Source organism: Koromonas humicola, from assembly GCF_059726255.1.
Genome location: NZ_AP040873.1, coordinates 1,848,333 through 1,864,772, shown reverse-complemented (window position 1 = coordinate 1,864,772; position 16,440 = coordinate 1,848,333). Strand labels below are relative to the sequence as shown.

General features: G+C 54.9%; 17 protein-coding genes and 1 tRNA gene. 8 read left to right on the top strand and 10 right to left on the bottom strand.

All coding sequences use genetic code 11. The annotated features are described in order from the left end of the window. Positions 1-9: 9 nt before the first annotated feature. The 5 genes from AC6IZD_RS08050 to AC6IZD_RS08030 all read right to left on the bottom strand — a co-directional run bounded on the left by AC6IZD_RS08050 (position 10) and on the right by AC6IZD_RS08030 (position 6,187). Entirely contained in the window at positions 10-648 is a 639-nt protein-coding gene (locus AC6IZD_RS08050) for a hypothetical protein (protein ID WP_497787174.1), read from the bottom strand. Then, on the bottom strand, positions 645-1,124 hold the full coding sequence (locus tag AC6IZD_RS08045; protein ID WP_497787173.1) for a hypothetical protein: 480 nt from the start codon (positions 1,122-1,124) through the stop codon (positions 645-647). Before AC6IZD_RS08045 ends, AC6IZD_RS08050 begins: the two co-directional genes overlap by 4 nt. Further along, positions 1,121-2,419 (bottom strand): tetratricopeptide repeat protein, encoded by a 1,299-nt coding sequence (locus tag AC6IZD_RS08040; RefSeq protein WP_497787172.1) that lies wholly within the window; start codon positions 2,417-2,419, stop codon positions 1,121-1,123. The genes AC6IZD_RS08045 and AC6IZD_RS08040 overlap by 4 nt, the downstream gene beginning before the upstream one ends. Continuing rightward, the gene (gene uvrA, locus AC6IZD_RS08035; RefSeq protein WP_497787171.1) at positions 2,416-5,322 is read right to left on the bottom strand and encodes an excinuclease ABC subunit UvrA; all 2,907 of its coding nucleotides are present in this window, start codon (positions 5,320-5,322) and stop codon (positions 2,416-2,418) included. The genes AC6IZD_RS08040 and uvrA overlap by 4 nt, the downstream gene beginning before the upstream one ends. A 118-nt stretch (positions 5,323-5,440) precedes the next feature. Then, positions 5,441-6,187, bottom strand: a complete 747-nt coding sequence (locus tag AC6IZD_RS08030; RefSeq protein WP_497787170.1) for a cytochrome c oxidase subunit 3 — start codon at positions 6,185-6,187, stop codon at positions 5,441-5,443. 147 nt (positions 6,188-6,334) lie between these two features. Here AC6IZD_RS08030 and AC6IZD_RS08025 point away from each other — a divergent pair, with 147 nt between their 5' ends. Then, on the top strand, positions 6,335-6,826 hold the full coding sequence (locus tag AC6IZD_RS08025; RefSeq protein WP_497787169.1) for a PaaI family thioesterase: 492 nt from the start codon (positions 6,335-6,337) through the stop codon (positions 6,824-6,826). A 4-nt stretch (positions 6,827-6,830) separates the two neighbouring features. On the opposite strand, the gene rdgB is transcribed toward AC6IZD_RS08025, so the two are convergent. The 3 genes from rdgB to AC6IZD_RS08010 form a co-directional block, all read right to left on the bottom strand. Then, complete coding sequence (gene rdgB, locus AC6IZD_RS08020) at positions 6,831-7,454, bottom strand: RdgB/HAM1 family non-canonical purine NTP pyrophosphatase (RefSeq protein WP_497787168.1); 624 nt, start codon at positions 7,452-7,454, stop codon at positions 6,831-6,833. A 218-nt stretch (positions 7,455-7,672) separates the two neighbouring features. Next, positions 7,673-7,749, bottom strand: a tRNA-Arg gene (locus AC6IZD_RS08015). A 311-nt stretch (positions 7,750-8,060) separates the two neighbouring features. Next, a complete protein-coding gene (locus AC6IZD_RS08010) occupies positions 8,061-8,279 on the bottom strand; it encodes a hypothetical protein (protein ID WP_497787167.1) in 219 nt (72 codons plus the stop codon). 132 nt (positions 8,280-8,411) lie between these two features. Between AC6IZD_RS08010 and AC6IZD_RS08005 the strand changes: the two genes are divergently transcribed. The 3 genes from AC6IZD_RS08005 to AC6IZD_RS07995 all read left to right on the top strand — a co-directional run bounded on the left by AC6IZD_RS08005 (position 8,412) and on the right by AC6IZD_RS07995 (position 12,961). Then, positions 8,412-11,198 (top strand): heavy metal translocating P-type ATPase, encoded by a 2,787-nt coding sequence (locus AC6IZD_RS08005; RefSeq protein WP_497787166.1) that lies wholly within the window; start codon positions 8,412-8,414, stop codon positions 11,196-11,198. Positions 11,199-11,446: 248 nt separating this feature from the next. Beyond that, a complete protein-coding gene (locus AC6IZD_RS08000; RefSeq protein ID WP_497787566.1) occupies positions 11,447-12,286 on the top strand; it encodes a TraB/GumN family protein in 840 nt (279 codons plus the stop codon). Between the two features lie 15 nt (positions 12,287-12,301). After that, positions 12,302-12,961, top strand: coding sequence for a nuclear transport factor 2 family protein (locus AC6IZD_RS07995; protein ID WP_497787165.1), 660 nt, complete (start codon positions 12,302-12,304; stop codon positions 12,959-12,961). A 53-nt stretch (positions 12,962-13,014) separates the two neighbouring features. On the opposite strand, the gene AC6IZD_RS07990 is transcribed toward AC6IZD_RS07995, so the two are convergent. Then, complete coding sequence (locus AC6IZD_RS07990) at positions 13,015-13,413, bottom strand: TlpA family protein disulfide reductase (RefSeq protein WP_497787164.1); 399 nt, start codon at positions 13,411-13,413, stop codon at positions 13,015-13,017. A gap of 128 nt (positions 13,414-13,541) precedes the next feature. Here AC6IZD_RS07990 and AC6IZD_RS07985 point away from each other — a divergent pair, with 128 nt between their 5' ends. From AC6IZD_RS07985 to folE, 4 genes are read left to right on the top strand one after another with little or no spacing between them, the layout of a single operon-like run. Next, positions 13,542-14,684, top strand: a complete 1,143-nt coding sequence (locus AC6IZD_RS07985; RefSeq protein ID WP_497787163.1) for a glycosyltransferase family 2 protein — start codon at positions 13,542-13,544, stop codon at positions 14,682-14,684. Between the two features lie 35 nt (positions 14,685-14,719). After that, the gene (locus AC6IZD_RS07980; RefSeq protein ID WP_497787162.1) at positions 14,720-15,127 is read left to right on the top strand and encodes a 6-pyruvoyl trahydropterin synthase family protein; all 408 of its coding nucleotides are present in this window, start codon (positions 14,720-14,722) and stop codon (positions 15,125-15,127) included. A 2-nt stretch (positions 15,128-15,129) separates the two neighbouring features. Beyond that, positions 15,130-15,540, top strand: coding sequence for a 6-carboxytetrahydropterin synthase (locus AC6IZD_RS07975; RefSeq protein WP_497787161.1), 411 nt, complete (start codon positions 15,130-15,132; stop codon positions 15,538-15,540). A 53-nt stretch (positions 15,541-15,593) separates the two neighbouring features. Beyond that, complete coding sequence (gene folE, locus AC6IZD_RS07970) at positions 15,594-16,196, top strand: GTP cyclohydrolase I FolE (protein ID WP_497787160.1); 603 nt, start codon at positions 15,594-15,596, stop codon at positions 16,194-16,196. 82 nt (positions 16,197-16,278) lie between these two features. Here folE and AC6IZD_RS07965 read toward each other — a convergent pair whose 3' ends face one another. Next, positions 16,279-16,431: a hypothetical protein gene (locus AC6IZD_RS07965; RefSeq protein WP_497787159.1), complete on the bottom strand. Its 153-nt coding sequence runs from the start codon at positions 16,429-16,431 to the stop codon at positions 16,279-16,281. Between the last annotated feature and the right edge of the window lie 9 nt (positions 16,432-16,440).

The window sequence follows — 16,440 nt, the reverse complement described above, 5'->3', positions numbered from 1 at the left end:
CTCTCGTGGTTATCGAGGCCCTTGCGTTCTACCCGCACCGCCCATACCGGTGTAGTCCGGAGGTAACTGATGCTCGGCGCTATTAGGGGGAACGGATGGCTGCTGCTTGGCGTCTTCTCGATCGAGCTTCTCCTTGTTCTTTTCTTCACCCTTCTTTTCAATCTGATCGGCCAGCATTGACTTTGCGCTTTCGGTACTCGATTTCAGAGAATCGGCGGCATCCTCGAGTGCAGCAGCAAAACGTCGCTTCTGCAGCGGGGAAGCAGTGTCGGAGATAGCCTGCAGTTTCCTCTGGAAGTCTTCCTCGGTAACGAGAACGTGGCGCAACGGGCGGCGGAGGTCTTCGCTGTGGCCGTTGTACATAGAGAGATTGTCGTCGAGTTCGTCGATTAAGATCGCCAGGTCCCCAAGGAGATCTGCAATGCGATTTGGATCATCAACCCCGGGCTTCGTAGTACCTCGCAGCCGTTCGACAGCTAACATCCGTTCGCGGGCAAACGAAAGGAGCAACTCAATTCGTTTCTTCGGATCCTGTGCCGAATCGCGCATTTGCTCGACCTCTCTGGTAGTCAGCGGATCTCGACGACGGACCTGCGCTTGTGCTCCAACGCAGATGAATATGAGGAGGATGGCAATGACAATCTTCATGGCTTTCTCTCTGTCGCACCACTAGGCGCGGCGGCACCGAAAATTCCACGCAATTCTTTGTCGCGCTGATTCTCAAGCTCAGTGATGGCCTGAGATACATGAGGCCGGTCTTCGGAGTCCAAGGTCTGCAGTATGTCTTTCATTCGGCGAATCAATTTGCGGAGTTCGATCTCAGTGGTCTTCTCCGCCTTGTGTGCTTCCACAGAGCACTGTACCGCTCGACTTGCATACCTTACCGAGGCATCGATGTTTGCGTGAGCTGACTTCAGGTCGCCCGACTCGAATTGGTGATTTGCCTCCTCCAAGAGGCGGCGGGCTGCTGCAATGCTCAGGCGCGCACAATCTTGACCGTGTGCAGCATCTGCCCGTTTTTGCAATTCAGCCGTGGTGGGACCTTGCGCGTAGAGCATCGTGGGCATCACTGCCACGCTCATGGTCAGCAGCAGGCGGATTGTTACACGATGCAGCACTTTCATTTCTTCTTTTTCGCTTGTGGCTCAATCGCGATCAGACGATGCCTTGCTTTCCATTCATCATCCGGAAATTGACCGTTGGAGATCGCGAGAAACGCCTTGTAATTCTCCACGGCTTCGGCATATTGCCCCAAGTGGTCGTAGCAGGTTGCACGCAGGAAATAGCTACTGGGGAGTTCCGCCAAGTACTTTCTGCGCTGGTCGAGAGCCATGATCGCAAGAGGGTAATTCTTGTTCCCCGATGCAGCTAACGCGAGTTGTCCGTACGGTTCGCCCCAGTTTGGCTTGAGACGAATACAAATCAGAAATTCGTTCTCAGCCTCGGCATATTTCAACTGATGCAGAAGCGCTGAGCCGAGGCCATTGTGAATCTCGGGATCATCAGGAAAATGCTTGAGGAGTGTTCGGTAGTGGCTCTCAGCGGGTGCCCACTGCGTGCCGCGCTCTTCGACGAATGCCAGTTCGCGCATAGCATCCCAATCGTCGGCACGCAGTTCCAGAGCCTTCTGCAACTCCGCGATTGCGTCAGAATCTTTCTTACTAGCGCTAAGCACTCGCCCGAGTTGGAGGTGCGCGGTCTGATCCTGAGGTGCGCGGGCCACGAGTTTTCTCAAGGTCTCTTCTGCATCGGATAGGCGCTGCGTGCGCATGAACAAGTTAGAAAGAGCTGCCAGTGGCCGTGTGGAGTCTGGTGCGATTTCGTTCGCCTTGCGATATTCTCGCTCCGCGCCGGCGAGGTCGGAAGTTCTCTCTAGTGCGCTGCCATACTCAAGATGCGTGTCCATGTTCTGCGGCGCAAGCGCAACCGAGTGAGACCAGGAATCTAACGCCGCCTTCGGAGACTGATCCTCCTGCACTTGAGCCAACGCTGCCCAAGCGCGTGCGGCCGATTGTTGCGCGTGCTCGCCGGTCGGTTTCAGTTGCGTAGCAGCCTCCAGGTACTTAGATGCATCTGGCTGCTTCTCATGCGCAAGCATCAACCCAAGATTCAGATTGCACTCGAAACTGTCTGGTTGAGCAGCGACTGCCCCACGATAGGCCTGGATGGCCTCCGGATAGTTCTGCTGGGCGTGCATCACGTACCCGAGGTCAAACCACGCACGGGCGTCTTTGGGATTTGCTGCGATCAGTTTACGTAACAGGCTCTCAGCTTCGGGCCATCGCTGCTGATCCATAGCTGCTTCGGCTCGGACCACGGGAGTAGGCTCTTTCGCTGAAGTGGTGTGCGCGGCTTTTTGAGCAGAAAGGGAAGCCGCGAGAGCGAGCATTCCAGCGACCACGGCAAAGGCGCTTCTCACGAGACCACCGCCTGAGCTGGAAGGAGCTTGCGTAGCCACTGTCCGGTATAGGAGAGGGGATTGGCCGCGATCTCTTCCGGAGTGCCGGTAGCGACAATCTCTCCGCCTCGATCTCCGCCCTCGGGGCCAAGGTCGATCACCCAATCCGCGACCTTGATGACGTCAAGATTGTGCTCTATCACGATTATCGAGCCGCCAGCGTCGATAAGTTTTTTGAAAGCAGCAAGCAATTTGCTCACATCGTCGAAGTGCAGACCTGTAGTGGGCTCGTCGAAGATGTAGAGGCTGTGCGACTTGCGTTTCGCAGTGGTGCCATCTGTGTTCTTGTGCAGGGTGTCGCGCCCCTGTGGCTGTAGGTGAGCCGCCAACTTCATGCGCTGCGCTTCGCCACCGCTGAGCGTCGTGGCGGACTGCCCAAGCCTGAGGTATCCGAGCCCAACCTCTTCGAGGACGCGGAGCTTATCCATCAGTTTCGGAACACCATTAAAGAAGCTCAGGGCCTCTTTCACGGTCAGGTTTAGCACTTCGTGGATGTTCTTTCCTCGGTACTTAACAGCGAGAATCTCTGGCTTATAGCGTGTGCCTTTGCAGTCTTCGCAAATGAGTTCAACATCAGCCAGAAACTGCATCTCTACCGTGACGGTTCCGTCACCGGAACAAGTTTCGCAGCGGCCACCCGGAATATTGAACGAAAAGTGTCCGGCGGTATAGCCGTGCTTCACCGATTCGGGAAGGGAAGCGAAGAGCTCGCGTATCGGATCGAACGCCTTAATGTAAGTAACGGGATTCGAACGTGGCGTGCGCCCGATCGGCGATTGATCCACGAGCTGCACATTGTCGATCCATTGTTCGCCATCGAGTTCCGTAACCGTTCCTTCGCTCGGCGTACCGGAGGGTTGGCGCTTTAGCTCCGCAAGCCGCTGATAAAGAATGTCGTGTACCAGCGTGCTCTTGCCCGATCCGGAGACACCGGTAATCGCTACCAGCATGTTCAGCGGTATCGTCACGTCGACACCTTTCAGATTATGACCTCGGGCGTCGCGAAGATGTAATGCTTGCTTTCCGGGCGAGCGGCGTTGTTGCGGAACCTGAATCTGAATATCTCCGCTTAGATACCTGCCGGTGAGAGATTTGTGATTCGAGAGGATCTCGTCGTAGGTCCCGCTTGCCACCAATTTACCGCCGTGCTCTCCAGCTCCAGGACCGAGATCAAGAATCTCATCCGCGGCGGTCATGACCTCGGGATCGTGTTCGACAACCAGAATCGTATTGCCAAGCTCGCGCAGACTTTTCAGGATATGAACTAGCCGGGCAGTGTCGCGGCTGTGCAGCCCAATCGAAGGTTCATCGAGAACATACAACGTGCCGACGAGTCGGGAGCCGAGTGAGGTCGCTAACTGAATTCTCTGCGCTTCGCCTCCGCTGAGAGTCGAAGACAAGCGGTCAAGGGTGAGATATTCCAATCCAACTTCGTTCAGAAAACGCAGCCGGTCGCGAATCTCTTCCAGAAGCTTGTCCCCGATCTCGGATTCTTCCCGAGTAAGTTTCAGCTCTTGAAAGAACTGTGCGGCCTCTTCCACGGTCTTAGAAGACACTTGGCAGATGTCGAGTCCCGCAATCTTGACCAGTCGTGCATCCTTTCGAAGCCTCGCGCCACCGCATTCTCCGCAGAGCGAGTATCCACGATAGCGGCTTAGGAAAACTCGGACGTGCAGCTTGTACTTTTTCTTCTCCAACATCTCGAAGAAGCCTCTCACGCCGTACCAATTGCCATCACCTTCCAGAATGAACTTCTGCTGATCCTTGCGCAGGTTGGACCAAGGCACATCCAGAGGAATGCCTGCAGTTCGCGCTGCGCGGCGCAAATCGGTACCAAGAGGCTTGTACTTCGGCTTCGTCCAAGGCTCGACAGCACCCTCGGCCAGAGACTTTGACTTGTCTGGAATGACGAGGTTCATGTCGAAGTCAATCGTGTTTCCAAATCCCTGGCAACGTGGGCAGGCTCCAAAGGGATTGTTGAATGAAAACAGTCTCGGTTCTGGATGCTCAAACCTCAAATGACAGTTCTTACACTCGAAACGCTGAGAAAAGCGCATTCTCTGCGGTTCTGCGTCGCTGGGAGCGGTTTCAAAAACCACTTCGCCGCCTTCGCGGTAGCCGCTCTCGATGGCATCAACGATGCGCGAGCGAGACTCCCCATCGACCACAATCCTGTCGAGCAGAATGTGGACTGGCTGGCTGAAGTCGACATCCAGCAGAGACTCGGGAGTAGAGAACTCGTAGACTTCGCCGTTTTGGAAGAGGCGATTGAAGCCGCGCTTTCGCAATTCGAACAGGCGTTCTTTCAAGGCGTCTTTCGGGTCAGGTTCAGCCTGCTTCTTCTTACCTCGTACCTTCTTTGTGCTTTCACTGGACTTTGTGGACGAGAGCGGTAGAAGGGGGAACATCGCCTGAATTCGTGTGCCGTCGCCGAGACCCAAAATGCGATCCGCCACCTCATCGACGGTATCGTTAGTTACTTCCTGACCGCACTGCGGGCAGAACGTCCTTCCAATGCGAGCATATAGCAGGCGCAGGTAGTCGTAGATTTCGGTTGCTGTTGCGACCGTCGAACGCGGGTTGCGAGTCTGATTCTTCTGCCGAATGGCTACTGCAGGAGCGATGCCGTCGATGAGATCAGCTTCCGGCTTCTCGATGCGTTCGAGGAATTGCCTGGCATAGGCAGAGAGAGATTCTACATAGCGTCGCTGTCCCTCGGCATAGATGGTGTCAAACGCGAGTGACGACTTACCGCTTCCAGATACTCCAGTGACAACAGTGAGACTGTTGTGAGGAATCTCGAAGTCGATGTTCTTTAGGTTGTGGACCCGCGCACCGCGGACAACGATTGCTTCCTTGGACATAGTGGGAACGGTCGGCCGCGCCAAATGCGACTCAACGTCCCCTAGTCGCAATCCGCCGGATACCGAATCTCACTATTATAGTTCGCGGCTTGCAGCGGCTCCAAATTTCACTTCGGCATCAATCCATCAACTTCAGGACAAGCAATACATAGATCCACATGGCCGTCATGAAGTGCCAGTACCACGCGGTTATGTCGAGGGTGATGCAGCGTCGCTCAAGGGAATGTCGCGGACCGGAAGCAAGGCAGGCATAGAGCAGAACGATGAGTCCTGCGGTCAAATGGAGTGCGTGAGTGCCAGTAAGCAGGAAGAAGAAGGTGCTCGCTGGGCCGCTGTCGAGAAACGCACCGTGCAGATGCAGGGAATGCCAAGCAAGGTACTGTCCGGCGAGGAATAGGAATCCGGCGACTGTTGTTCCCCAAACCCACATGAACGACGTTTGCCGGATAGGACGAACGCCCGGGATCGTACTCATTGGAACAAGAATCGACTCGATCCTTGCGGCTCTCCTCGCGATCTCTACGGCTACGCTACTCAGCAACAGTATGGCGGTGTTCAGCAGCAGAATGTCTATGGGGAGCGATACCGGGATCCAGTCGCTCTGGAACCCGCCCGTAATCGGATCGAACTTTCCGGCTCCACGACGCGCCACAAACAACGTCGTGAATGAGATGAACAGCATCACGATCGATGCAATTGTGAATAGCAGGCCCAACCTATATCGCTTAAGTTGCTGACGAAATCCGTGGACGCCGTCTCCGTCGCCACGACCGCCACCACCACCTCCACCACCAGAAGGTTCAGGAGGAAAAGGACCCCGATTGCCGCCACCGGGAACGGGCTTATTAGAAGAGCGCGAAACCATGCCAGCCATCTCCTTCCTAGATGCTGAAAGGGCTTTTCCTGCTGGAAATAAATTCACGATCACAGAGATTTATCTCTGACCGTCGCGGACGAGAATCCAAATCGGGCTATGCTGAATCGAAACGTGTAAATCCGATGCCGGAGCGATATGAAAGAGATGGACGCGAAAGGTCACGACGCACCCAGTACGAGTTGGCAGAGAGATGCTTGTTTTGGATGCGGTCCCGGCAACCCAAATGGATTGCAACTGAAATTTGCGCTTGGTCCCGATGGGCAGAGTTACGTGTGTGAGTTCCAGCTCGGGAGCACCTTCGTTGGACCGCCGGGACATGCACACGGCGGGATCATAGCGACGATTCTGGATGAAGCGATGGGCAAAGCCAATAAGCTGAAGAGCAAGGTCGCGCTTACGCGACGAATGGAGGTCGAGTACTTTCGTCCTGTGCCGCTGGACGTGCCACTCATCGTGGAGGGCCGCAATGTTCGAGAAGAAGGGCGCGAACTGCACAACACAGGAGAGATTCGCGATGCGAAGGGAGCTATCCTAGCTCGCAGCCGCGGGACCTTCATCTCAATCGATGCAAACAGAATGTTTGCCCATGAGTTGGAGAGAGAACGTAATCAGGTGCGCCCGACCTAGGGCATTAACCAACGTGCCTCGCCCATTCCAGAAATCTTCGTAGTGCAGCGCCGCGGTGGCTGTAAAGCGACTTCTCGTCAGCCGAGAGCTCAGCGAAAGTCTTGCCTATAGACGGAAAATAGAACAGGGGATCGTAGCCGAATCCCAGGTTCCCCTTTGGTTCGTGAAGGATCATACCCTCGGCTTCACCTCGGAATTTTTCCACCTGCTGGCCATCACGCGCGGCGGATATGACGCAGACGAAGCGTCCCGAGCGCTTGTCGTTGTTTACTGCCGACAGTTCGCGCAGAAGGCGAACATTGTTTGCGGCATCTTTGCTGAGATTTGGATCCAACTGCACAGTGTTCGAGCCCATTGAGGCATAGCGGGCAGAGTACACGCCGGGTGCACCCTTGAGCACATCGACCTCTAGCCCCGAATCATCAGCAAGCACCAGTTCACCTGGGGCGAATCTGCTGTAGTACTCGGCTTTCTTCTGGGCATTCTCCTCGAATGTGATGCCGTCTTCGACCGGTTCGGGGATGCTGTCGAGATTGGCTACGGCTTCAACGACGATTCCATGTACTGCTGCTGCTCCAGCGAAGTCACGCAGCTTGCCTTTGTTTGATGTAGCTATGAGAACTTTCATCTGCTCACTCGAAACTGGAATGTCTCTTACTGTTTCATAAGCGAACATTTGCGGCAAATTGTCAGCATCAGAGTTGGCGATGGCCAGTTGGGAAATGTTGCTTAGCGGTGTAGGGTAACGAAAGAGGACAGCGATCGAGCAGCTAGAGCTGGATTGGTAGAAGGTTAGTACCAAACAGAAAAGGCCCATGCGGGCCTTGATCGGGTAGAAGAATCAAATGGTGCGCCCTGAGAGATTCGAACTCCCGGCCTACTGATTCGTAGTCAGTCGCTCTATCCAGCTGAGCTAAGGGCGCATCCTGATTGCTTGAATCGTTGTTGTTCTCAACGACCAAACCCAATATAACACATACCTTAGCTGCTTCTGCAACCCGGGGTTGGTTCGCTCTGTGGATAACCGACGAGAGTTGCCCACGTATGTTCATGCAGTATGTCGAATCTACGCGACTCGGCAAAGTTTTCCGAGCGACAGGATAACCCAGCATCTGTAAGTCGTTCATTTGCTGTAAGGGAGGATTTGGCACGGGGCGTGCAATTAGGTAGGACAAGACGAAGTGGCGCATGAGAGGGCCCTTGCCAACGTTTCAGGCAGGGCCCTTTCTAATGTTTACAAGGCATCCTTCAGATCCAGCCCCGACCGACGCAGTAGGTTTGCTATCGTTGCGCCGTTCAAACGAGTCGCGTCGTACTCCACACATACTGTTCGCGCCTCCTCGTTAAACCTCAGACGACGGATCCCGTAGACCTCACGGATGGTGTCGATACCCCGCATCACCGCCTCATCGGGCGACATCCCATAGGTATAGCTGATTTCGACGTTAGTCATCCTGATTCCTCTGTCATCTTTACCAGATGATAATCATCCGGTGTGCTCACGATCTACTATACATTCAGTTGAGTAGCGCCGTGTATTGGCGCCAATTCCGGTCCTTACACGCGCACTGAAAGGGATTCATCCTTGCCCGAGACAAAAGCAAAAGACCCGGTCTGCGGGATGACGGTCGATGTGACCTCTCCTCGCGGTGGCTCTTACGTCTATAAAGGCACCGAGTACTTCTTCTGCAATCCCAAATGCAACGAGCGGTTCCGCTCCAATCCAGAGAAGTATCTTGCGCAGCCTGCTTTCAATCTCGCACGCATCAACCTTGGCGTGACGAAAGGTGCTGTTGGAGCCGCTGAACTCGGACCCATGAGAGCTACTGCATCGCAAGAAGGAACAAAAGTGAAGGATCCGGTATGCGGGATGGTGGTTGATAAAACTTCACCTCGCGGCGGCTCTTACGTTTTCAGCGGAACGGAATACTTCTTCTGCAGTTCGAACTGCAACGAGCGATTCCGTTCAGATCCGGAGAAATATCTCGGTCAGTCATCTTTCAACCTCTCTCAGATCAATCTCGGACCGGTGAAGGGAACAGGGAGCGCACCGGATATCATGCTTGGCGGAGTGCGTCCAGCGGTTGAGAATGCGACACGCGCCTCGGCGACTGCAACGATTGCTCCAGCTCCATCTCCGCGGACTCAGGCAGCCAATTCCTATGTGTGTCCTATGTGTCCGGAAGTGCATTCACCGGTTCCGGCCCTTTGTCCTTCCTGCGGCATGGCACTCGAGCCTGAGACGGTGCAGCCCACGTCGAAAACAATCTATGTGTGCCCGATGCATCCAGAGGTGCGGCAAGACCACCCGGGGCAGTGTCCAAAGTGCGGCATGGATCTTGAGCCGGAGACAGTCACGGCATCAGAGGCGCCCAATCCTGAACTAGAAGATATGACTCGCCGATTGCGGCTTAGTCTCGCGTTTGGCGTTCCGCTACTTGTGCTCGCGATGCTGCACATGGTCACACCTCTACAGCATGCAATCAGTGAGCACAAGGTCGCGTGGATACAGCTTTTGCTTGCTTCGCCAGTGGTGCTATGGGGAGGATTGCCGTTTTTCCAACGCGCGATTGCTTCGATGAAATTCCGTAGCCCCAACATGTTTACCCTGATCGGAATGGGCGTGGGGGCGAGCTACGGCTACAGCGTCATTGCGACTTTCTGGCCTGGGCTTTTCCCGCACACCTCTCATCATTCCCAGCCTGAGATTTACTTCGAATCAGCCGCAGCTATCGTCATCCTCGTGTTAGTAGGTCAGGTGATGGAGCTTCGAGCGCGTGGACGAACCTCGAGTGCGATCCGCGCATTGCTCGACCTTTCGCCGAAAATGGCGCGCGTCGTAGAAGCGGATGGGCGTGAGCGAGATATCCCGCTCGAACAGGTTTCGGTCGGCCAAGCATTGCGCGTGCGTCCAGGGGAGAAGATTCCTGTCGATGGCATCGTGCTGGAGGGACGCACGGTCGTAGACGAGTCGCTTGTCACTGGTGAGTCGCTTCCGGTCGAAAAGAATTCGGGCGATCGCGTGATTGGCGCAAGCGTGAATGGCAACGGTTCGATCCTGATGCGTGCAGAGCACGTTGGAAGCGAGACGGTGCTGGCGCAAATAGTGAAGCTGGTGAGCGAAGCTCAACGTAGTCGCGCGCCAATCCAAAGGCTTGCGGACAAGGTGTCGGCGGTATTCGTTCCTGCGGTGGTCGCAGTTTCGCTGATCACGTTTATCGCGTGGCTAGCCTTTGGGCCGTCGCCAGCTTTGCCATACGCGCTGGTCAATGCCGTAGCCGTGCTCATCATTGCTTGCCCGTGCGCTTTGGGACTCGCGACGCCGATGGCGATCATGGTTGGCACTGGACGCGGTGCTCGTGCTGGTGTGCTGGTGAAGAATGCAGAAGCCCTTGAAGCGATGGAGCGCGTCGACACGGTTGTTGTAGATAAGACGGGTACGCTGACGCAGGGCCGTCCTACACTTGAGTCCGTCATCGCTCTCACTCGCCACAATAATGAAGAGGACTTGGTGCAGTGGGCTGCGAGTCTTGAAAGCATGAGTGAGCACCCGCTTGGTTCCGCCATAGTTCACGCCGCTGAAGCAGCGCAGCTTCGCCCACATCGCGTGGAACGATTCGAATCGCGCCCCGGACGCGGGGTGCTCGGAGATGTGGATGCACGCTACCTCGCTATCGGAAACACGACGCTAATGCAGGAGATGGGAGTAAGTATTTGTCCGGAGGCAGCACAGAGGGCTGAAACAATGCGCAAGGACGGTCAGACAGTTTTGTATCTATCCTCTGACCGAGTTCTGGTTGGACTTTTCGGCGTTACGGATCCACTCAAGCCTACATCGGCGATTGCGCTGGAGGACCTTACGCACGAAGGTCTGCATGTGGTGATGCTTACCGGCGATAGTCAGACCACTGCCGAGGCAATTGCGCGCAAGTTGGGCATCCGGGAGTTTGAAGCGGAAGTCCTTCCAGAGCGCAAATCCGAAGTGATCCAGAGGTTGCAAAGGCAGGGAAGAGTGGTCGCGATGGCTGGAGATGGGATCAATGATGCTCCAGCACTGGCGCAAGCTCAGGTCGGAATTGCCATGAGCACAGGAACGGACATTGCCATGCATACGTCGGGAATCACCCTGCTGCGCGGCGATCTGCGCGGGATCTTGCGTGCTCGAAGATTGAGTCAGGCGACCATGAGAAACATCCGCCAAAACTTATTTTTCGCCTTTATCTACAACGTCCTTGGGGTTCCACTGGCGGCGGGCGTGTTGTATCCACTGACAGGGTGGATGTTACACCCGGTCTTTGCGGCAGCAGCCATGAGTTTTAGTTCGGTCTCGGTTATCACGAACGCACTGCGCTTACGCCAAATCAGGCTGTAGCTCTACGTCTTTGCCTCTATAAGCCATCCATTCATCGCCTGGATGGCTTTTTCGTTACTACAGTTCACTCCTTCGATTCAGATTCCTCATACATCCAACTCACGAATGCTAGACTCACAATTCAAAGAAGGAGTGTCAAGAAGCGCCCTATTGGTCTGCGTTCGACATTGATGTTCATCACCTGCACACTCATTCCAGTCGCACTGCTCGGGCAAACGAGTCCATATAAGCCGGGAGCGCCGTTTTTGATGTGGAAAGTGTCGTCGAGGACGAATAGTGCCTACGTGTTGGGCTCGGTTCATGTCGGCGATAAATCTATGTATCCGCTGCCGGGCGCGGTCGAGAATGCATTCAAAGCCGCATCGGTGCTGATTGTGGAGGTTGATATGACCAAGGTCGATCCACAGCAGATGCAGCAACTAATGGCGGCGACCGCCGTCTATCCGGAAGGCGATGACCTCTTCAGACATGTGACCCCCGAGACCAAGCAAAAGCTCACAGCATTCCTCGCACCCTACGGCACGATATCTGAAGTGCTCGGCCGCTTTCGTCCCTGGGCTGTCGGAGTGATGGTTTCGATGATGCCGATGCTGCGCTCTGGCCTCGATCCAAAATCCGGTGTGGACATGTACTTTCTGCAGAAGGCGTCGGGTAAGCATGTGGAGGAATTGGAGGACGCGTCGTGGCAGTTGAAACTGCTCGCTTCGGCTGTCTCGGACAGCGAAGCTGACTCTTTTCTGCTCTCGTGCATCAAAGAAGCTGAAAATTCGAGCGGGACAGCCGCCAGAATATCGACCGTTTGGAGTGAGGGTTCGGCTGATAAGCTCGATGAGCTTTTGAGCCGCGAGGCGGAGGGACAGAAGAGGCTTTCCCGGCGGCTGCGTGAAGATCGAAATCCTCATATGACTGATCGGCTGGAGAAGTGCCTCCAATCCGCGGAGTCATGTTTCATGGTTGTCGGCGCAGCGCATGTGATCGGCCGCGAAGGAATTGTCAATCAGCTCAAGGCTCGTGGTTATCGCGTGGAGCAGGCTGTAGTGGATGGACCAACCCAGGGTGAGGTCGCGCACGAAGAAACTACGAATTAGCTGCTCGGAGGCAAAATGACATGGTGCAAGAGGTTGTTTGCCGTGCTGGGAATAGCTGTCCTTGTGCTGTGCAACTTTATACTTGGCTTCTACGCTTGTCTCCATCTCAAACGCAGTACTAGTGCTGATATCCGTCGCGAATATCTACGTCGGGCAGGGGACGCACCGCCTTCGGTACGCTCCGGCGTACTCGTTGCGCTAAAGGCATTTCAGGAGGGGTACTCCAAACGGGATCCCCAGCAGATCGATGCGTTCATGACCCACCTATTTGCAAGGGATGCCGACGCGCTTCTGCTTGGAACCGACTCGGGCGAGTGGGTGCGGGGCTATCCGGCCGTAGCTGATTTCATTCGAAACGACTGGCTCTACTGGGGGCAGTTCAAGCTCCAGGTAGATGACGCGATTATCTCATCCGCAGGCGATGTCGCTTGGGTGACGAGCGTCGGCGAAGTGGTGGGAGTCTCATCCTCAAGGCCTGTTCGCTTCTCCGCCGTTCTACTAAAGCGCGGGAACAAGTGGCAATTCCGTCAGGTGCAGTTTCAATGGGATGAGCGTGACCCAACCACGGCCGACCTGCTGCACCCATCTACCCATGTCCAGATCGCAAAGTTATTGCTGAAGAAGGCACAGAAGATTGCGCAAGGTGCGGTGAGAGTTTTCGCCTTGCAGAACTAAAGCGAAGGCGCGACTCGGAAGCCGCGCCTTCATTTCCAGCTTTGTGAATTGAATTAGAGCTTGTTGAAGTATTCGATCATCTCAGGGGAGTTCCACTCAACGGCGCCGATAAACTTTCTCTGAATTTTGCCGTCACGACCAATCAGGAAACTCTCTGGATATGCAAATGTTCCGTACATTGCGCTCGACTTGTGGTCGGGGTCGCGTACGGTCAAAACTCCGGGCATACGCTTGGAAGTGAAGTTCTTGTACGCTTCTTCATCGACGTCCATGCTCACAGCCAAGACGGTCACCTTGTCCCCCATCTGCTGTTGCAGGGCAACCAGACCAGGTACCTCCTGCACACACGGGGGGCACCATGTTGCCCAGAAGTTCAGCAGGACCGGTTTGCCGCGGAACTGACTGAGCTTGACGGTTTTTTGCCCATCGCTCACCGTGAAGTCGGGAGCCATGGAGCCTATCTTGGAGGGTTCCGAGTTGCGGCACGATACGCCAGCAAGCACCAGCCCCGTTAACAGGACCAAAGTCGCAATTCGTTTGCTGAAGTTCACGTCACTTATAATAACCGTAAGTACAGCTTATGGCCCCCACCAATTCGCCTAATTCTGATCCGAAGGTCTCCGTTATCATTCCGGCGCGCAACGAAGAGGCGAATCTGGAGCGCTGCCTCCGTTCCTTGGTGGCACAAAGAGGGGTTTCATTCGAAATTATTGTAGTCAATGACGGCTCAACCGACCGCACCAGGAACGTTGCCGAAACCTTCACCAGAGTTAGCCAGTGCCCATATATGGCGCTGAACAAGTGCTTGATCGACGTTCACGTTATCGATGCCCCGGAACCGCTCCAGAAAGGATGGACGGGGAAGACGAACGCGTTAGTGGCTGGTGAAAAGATAGCCAAGGGCAAATGGTTCCTGTTCACGGACGCCGACACAGAACATCAGGAAGGTTCACTGGCAGCAGCGATCGCCGAAGCAGAGGAACATGGGGCCGATCTGGTTTCGTACTCGCCTAAACAGGTTTTGACAGGCGTGCGGCAGCAACTCGTAATGCCGCTGATTTTCAGTGAATTGGCGCTGTGCTATAGCCCGCGTCGAGTCAGCGATCCCGCACTCCCAGACGCCGCCGCAAATGGTCAGTACCTGCTTGTTCGTCGCGCAGCGCATACGAAGATAGGTGGATACGCTGCGGTTGCTACCGAACTACTCGACGACGTTGCGCTCGCGCGTCTGTACAAACAGCGAGGCCTGAAAATCCGCTTCCGGTACGCCGGTGAATTCGTGCGCACGCGAATGTACAACTCATGGGATGAACTGCGGACTGGATGGACGAAGAACCTGGCGATACTCTTTCCCAATGCTCGCGAAATGGCCAAGAAGAGGCGGGTAGAGTTCGTACGTTTGAGTTTGTCTGTTGTGTTCGCCATTTTCTGGACTTCTATTCGGTTTCTGCGGAACGACCTTGCCGGCGATTGGTTCTGGCCGGTCATGATTGCTCTTTTCTGGTTCTTCGCTATCGTCAACATTGCAGCGTTCGCGGGGCGAGTGGCAAGGGCAAACTTTCCGTTGTGGAGTACGCTAATTTCCATTCTGGGGCTGCCATTGTTTTCGCGCCTATTGCAAGATTCAGCCGAGGCGCATGAAAAGGGGACTGTGACTTGGAGAGGGCGGACCTACAGCACATCAAGAGTCTCTCGGCGGTCGACGGCATCAAATTCAAAGTAGCCGTACAATGATTTTGCCCGAAGTCAGGGAACGCAATGATCTATCTCACCCGCAAAGCCGAGTTCTCCGCTGCCCACTACTATCACAATCCGGAGTGGTCGCCCGAGGAAAACGCGCGAGTGTTCGGCAAATGCGCCAATCTCAACGGGCACGGTCACAATTACACGCTTGAGGTTACTGTCGCCGGCGAGATCGACGCGGTAACAGGATTCGTGATCGACCTGAAACTGTTGAAGGACATCCTCGGACGTGAGGTTCTTGACGATTTGGATCATCGGCACCTCAACAAAGAGGTCCCGGAGTTCTTGCACGCTGTACCGACAACCGAGAATATCGCAATAGCTATTTGGAAGCGGCTTGAGAAGAAACTCGATCCCGTGAAGCTTCATCGCGTACGCGTGTATGAGGCGCCCGACCTCTACGTCGACTATTTCGGAGAGTAGGAATGAAGGTCTATCTTACGCGTCGGTACCAATTCTCCGCGTCTCACCGCCTGCACAACTCAGACCTCACGGAAGCGGCAAACCGCGAACTCTATGGAAAATGCAACAATCCGCACGGACACGGGCACAACTATTTTCTTGAGGTTACAGTGAGCGGTCGGGTCTCTTCGCAGACAGGTATGCTTTGCGACCTTTCTGTCCTCGATTCGACCATACAGCGAGAGGTTCTGGCTCGCTTCGACCATCAGAACTTGAACGAGATACGGGAATTCAGTTCCGTCGTTCCTACTACGGAGAACCTTACGGTTCGTATTCAACAAATCCTGAGCCAGACCGCATTGCCAGCCCAGCTTGAACGTGTGCGCGTTGAAGAGACCTCGAACAACTCTTTCGAGTGCTCGGAGCCGCACTAAGAAGGACATAAAGACTACGGGCAAGGTAAAGAGAGATAATTAGATAGATTCGAATGAGCCAAATAGAACAACACGAACTCACATCGCTCCAACAAGCCAGCTTCGAGGACCTCGTTCGCGAAATGATTGCCCGGATTGGAGACGACCCGTCACGGGAAGGTCTGCTCGCGACCCCCGCCCGCGTCTCCAAGTCCATGCAGTTCTTGACCAGCGGGTATTGCAAACAGCCCGCCGACATCCTCAATGGGGCGCTATTCACGGTTGACTACGACGAAATGGTGATCGTGAAGGACATTGAGATGTTCAGCATGTGCGAGCATCACATGCTGCCATTTTTCGGAAAAGTGCATATCGCGTATATCCCTCAAGGGAAGGTGATCGGTCTCAGCAAATTGCCGAGGCTTGTCGAGGTGTTTGCGCGTCGACTACAGGTTCAGGAGCGCTTGACAACGCAGTTAGCAGAGGCCATACAGGAGATCATTCAGCCCCAAGGCGTGGGTGTTGTGATTGAGGCCCGACATCTTTGCATGATGATGCGCGGCGTAGAAAAACAGCATTCATCGGCCGTGACATCCGCCATGCTTGGTGTATTCCGGCAGCAGGAAACGAGGAACGAGTTCTTGTCGCTGCTGCGGCAAAAGCAGAATGGACTCTGAATGCCTTAGTGAGTCCCGTCAAATACACAAAAGCCCCACAACCGCTTCAGGTGTGGGGCCGTTTCGTCAGAGGGCGGGCATTCTATATCTCGTCCTCGTCCAGTTCTTCCTCTTCGTAGAGGTCGGCTTCGTCTTCGTCTATCAGGGACGGATCAGATGGGGAATCGTACTCGTCGTCCGGTTCTGCTCGGGCGTACACGTTTGGGCGATCGTAGAGATCTCTGGGTTCAGTCATTGTGGACAC

Excerpts from the sequence above, each read along its gene's own strand:
- uvrA (WP_497787171.1), bottom strand. The coding sequence starts at position 5,322 with ATGTCCAAGGAAGCAATCGTTGTCCGCGGTGCGCGGGTCCACAACCTA.
- AC6IZD_RS08030 (WP_497787170.1), bottom strand. The coding sequence starts at position 6,187 with ATGGTTTCGCGCTCTTCTAATAAGCCCGTTCCCGGTGGCGGCAATCGG.
- AC6IZD_RS07995 (WP_497787165.1), top strand. The coding sequence starts at position 12,302 with ATGACATGGTGCAAGAGGTTGTTTGCCGTGCTGGGAATAGCTGTCCTT.
- AC6IZD_RS07975 (WP_497787161.1), top strand. The coding sequence starts at position 15,130 with ATGAAGGTCTATCTTACGCGTCGGTACCAATTCTCCGCGTCTCACCGC.
- AC6IZD_RS08025 (WP_497787169.1), top strand. The coding sequence starts at position 6,335 with ATGAAAGAGATGGACGCGAAAGGTCACGACGCACCCAGTACGAGTTGG.
- AC6IZD_RS08000 (WP_497787566.1), top strand. The coding sequence starts at position 11,447 with ATGTGGAAAGTGTCGTCGAGGACGAATAGTGCCTACGTGTTGGGCTCG.
- AC6IZD_RS07985 (WP_497787163.1), top strand. The coding sequence starts at position 13,542 with ATGGCCCCCACCAATTCGCCTAATTCTGATCCGAAGGTCTCCGTTATC.
- AC6IZD_RS08050 (WP_497787174.1), bottom strand. The coding sequence starts at position 648 with ATGAAGATTGTCATTGCCATCCTCCTCATATTCATCTGCGTTGGAGCA.
- folE (WP_497787160.1), top strand. The coding sequence starts at position 15,594 with ATGAGCCAAATAGAACAACACGAACTCACATCGCTCCAACAAGCCAGC.
- rdgB (WP_497787168.1), bottom strand. The coding sequence starts at position 7,454 with ATGAAAGTTCTCATAGCTACATCAAACAAAGGCAAGCTGCGTGACTTC.
- AC6IZD_RS07990 (WP_497787164.1), bottom strand. The coding sequence starts at position 13,413 with ATGGCTCCCGACTTCACGGTGAGCGATGGGCAAAAAACCGTCAAGCTC.
- AC6IZD_RS08010 (WP_497787167.1), bottom strand. The coding sequence starts at position 8,279 with ATGACTAACGTCGAAATCAGCTATACCTATGGGATGTCGCCCGATGAG.
- AC6IZD_RS07980 (WP_497787162.1), top strand. The coding sequence starts at position 14,720 with ATGATCTATCTCACCCGCAAAGCCGAGTTCTCCGCTGCCCACTACTAT.
- AC6IZD_RS08045 (WP_497787173.1), bottom strand. The coding sequence starts at position 1,124 with ATGAAAGTGCTGCATCGTGTAACAATCCGCCTGCTGCTGACCATGAGC.
- AC6IZD_RS07965 (WP_497787159.1), bottom strand. The coding sequence starts at position 16,431 with ATGACTGAACCCAGAGATCTCTACGATCGCCCAAACGTGTACGCCCGA.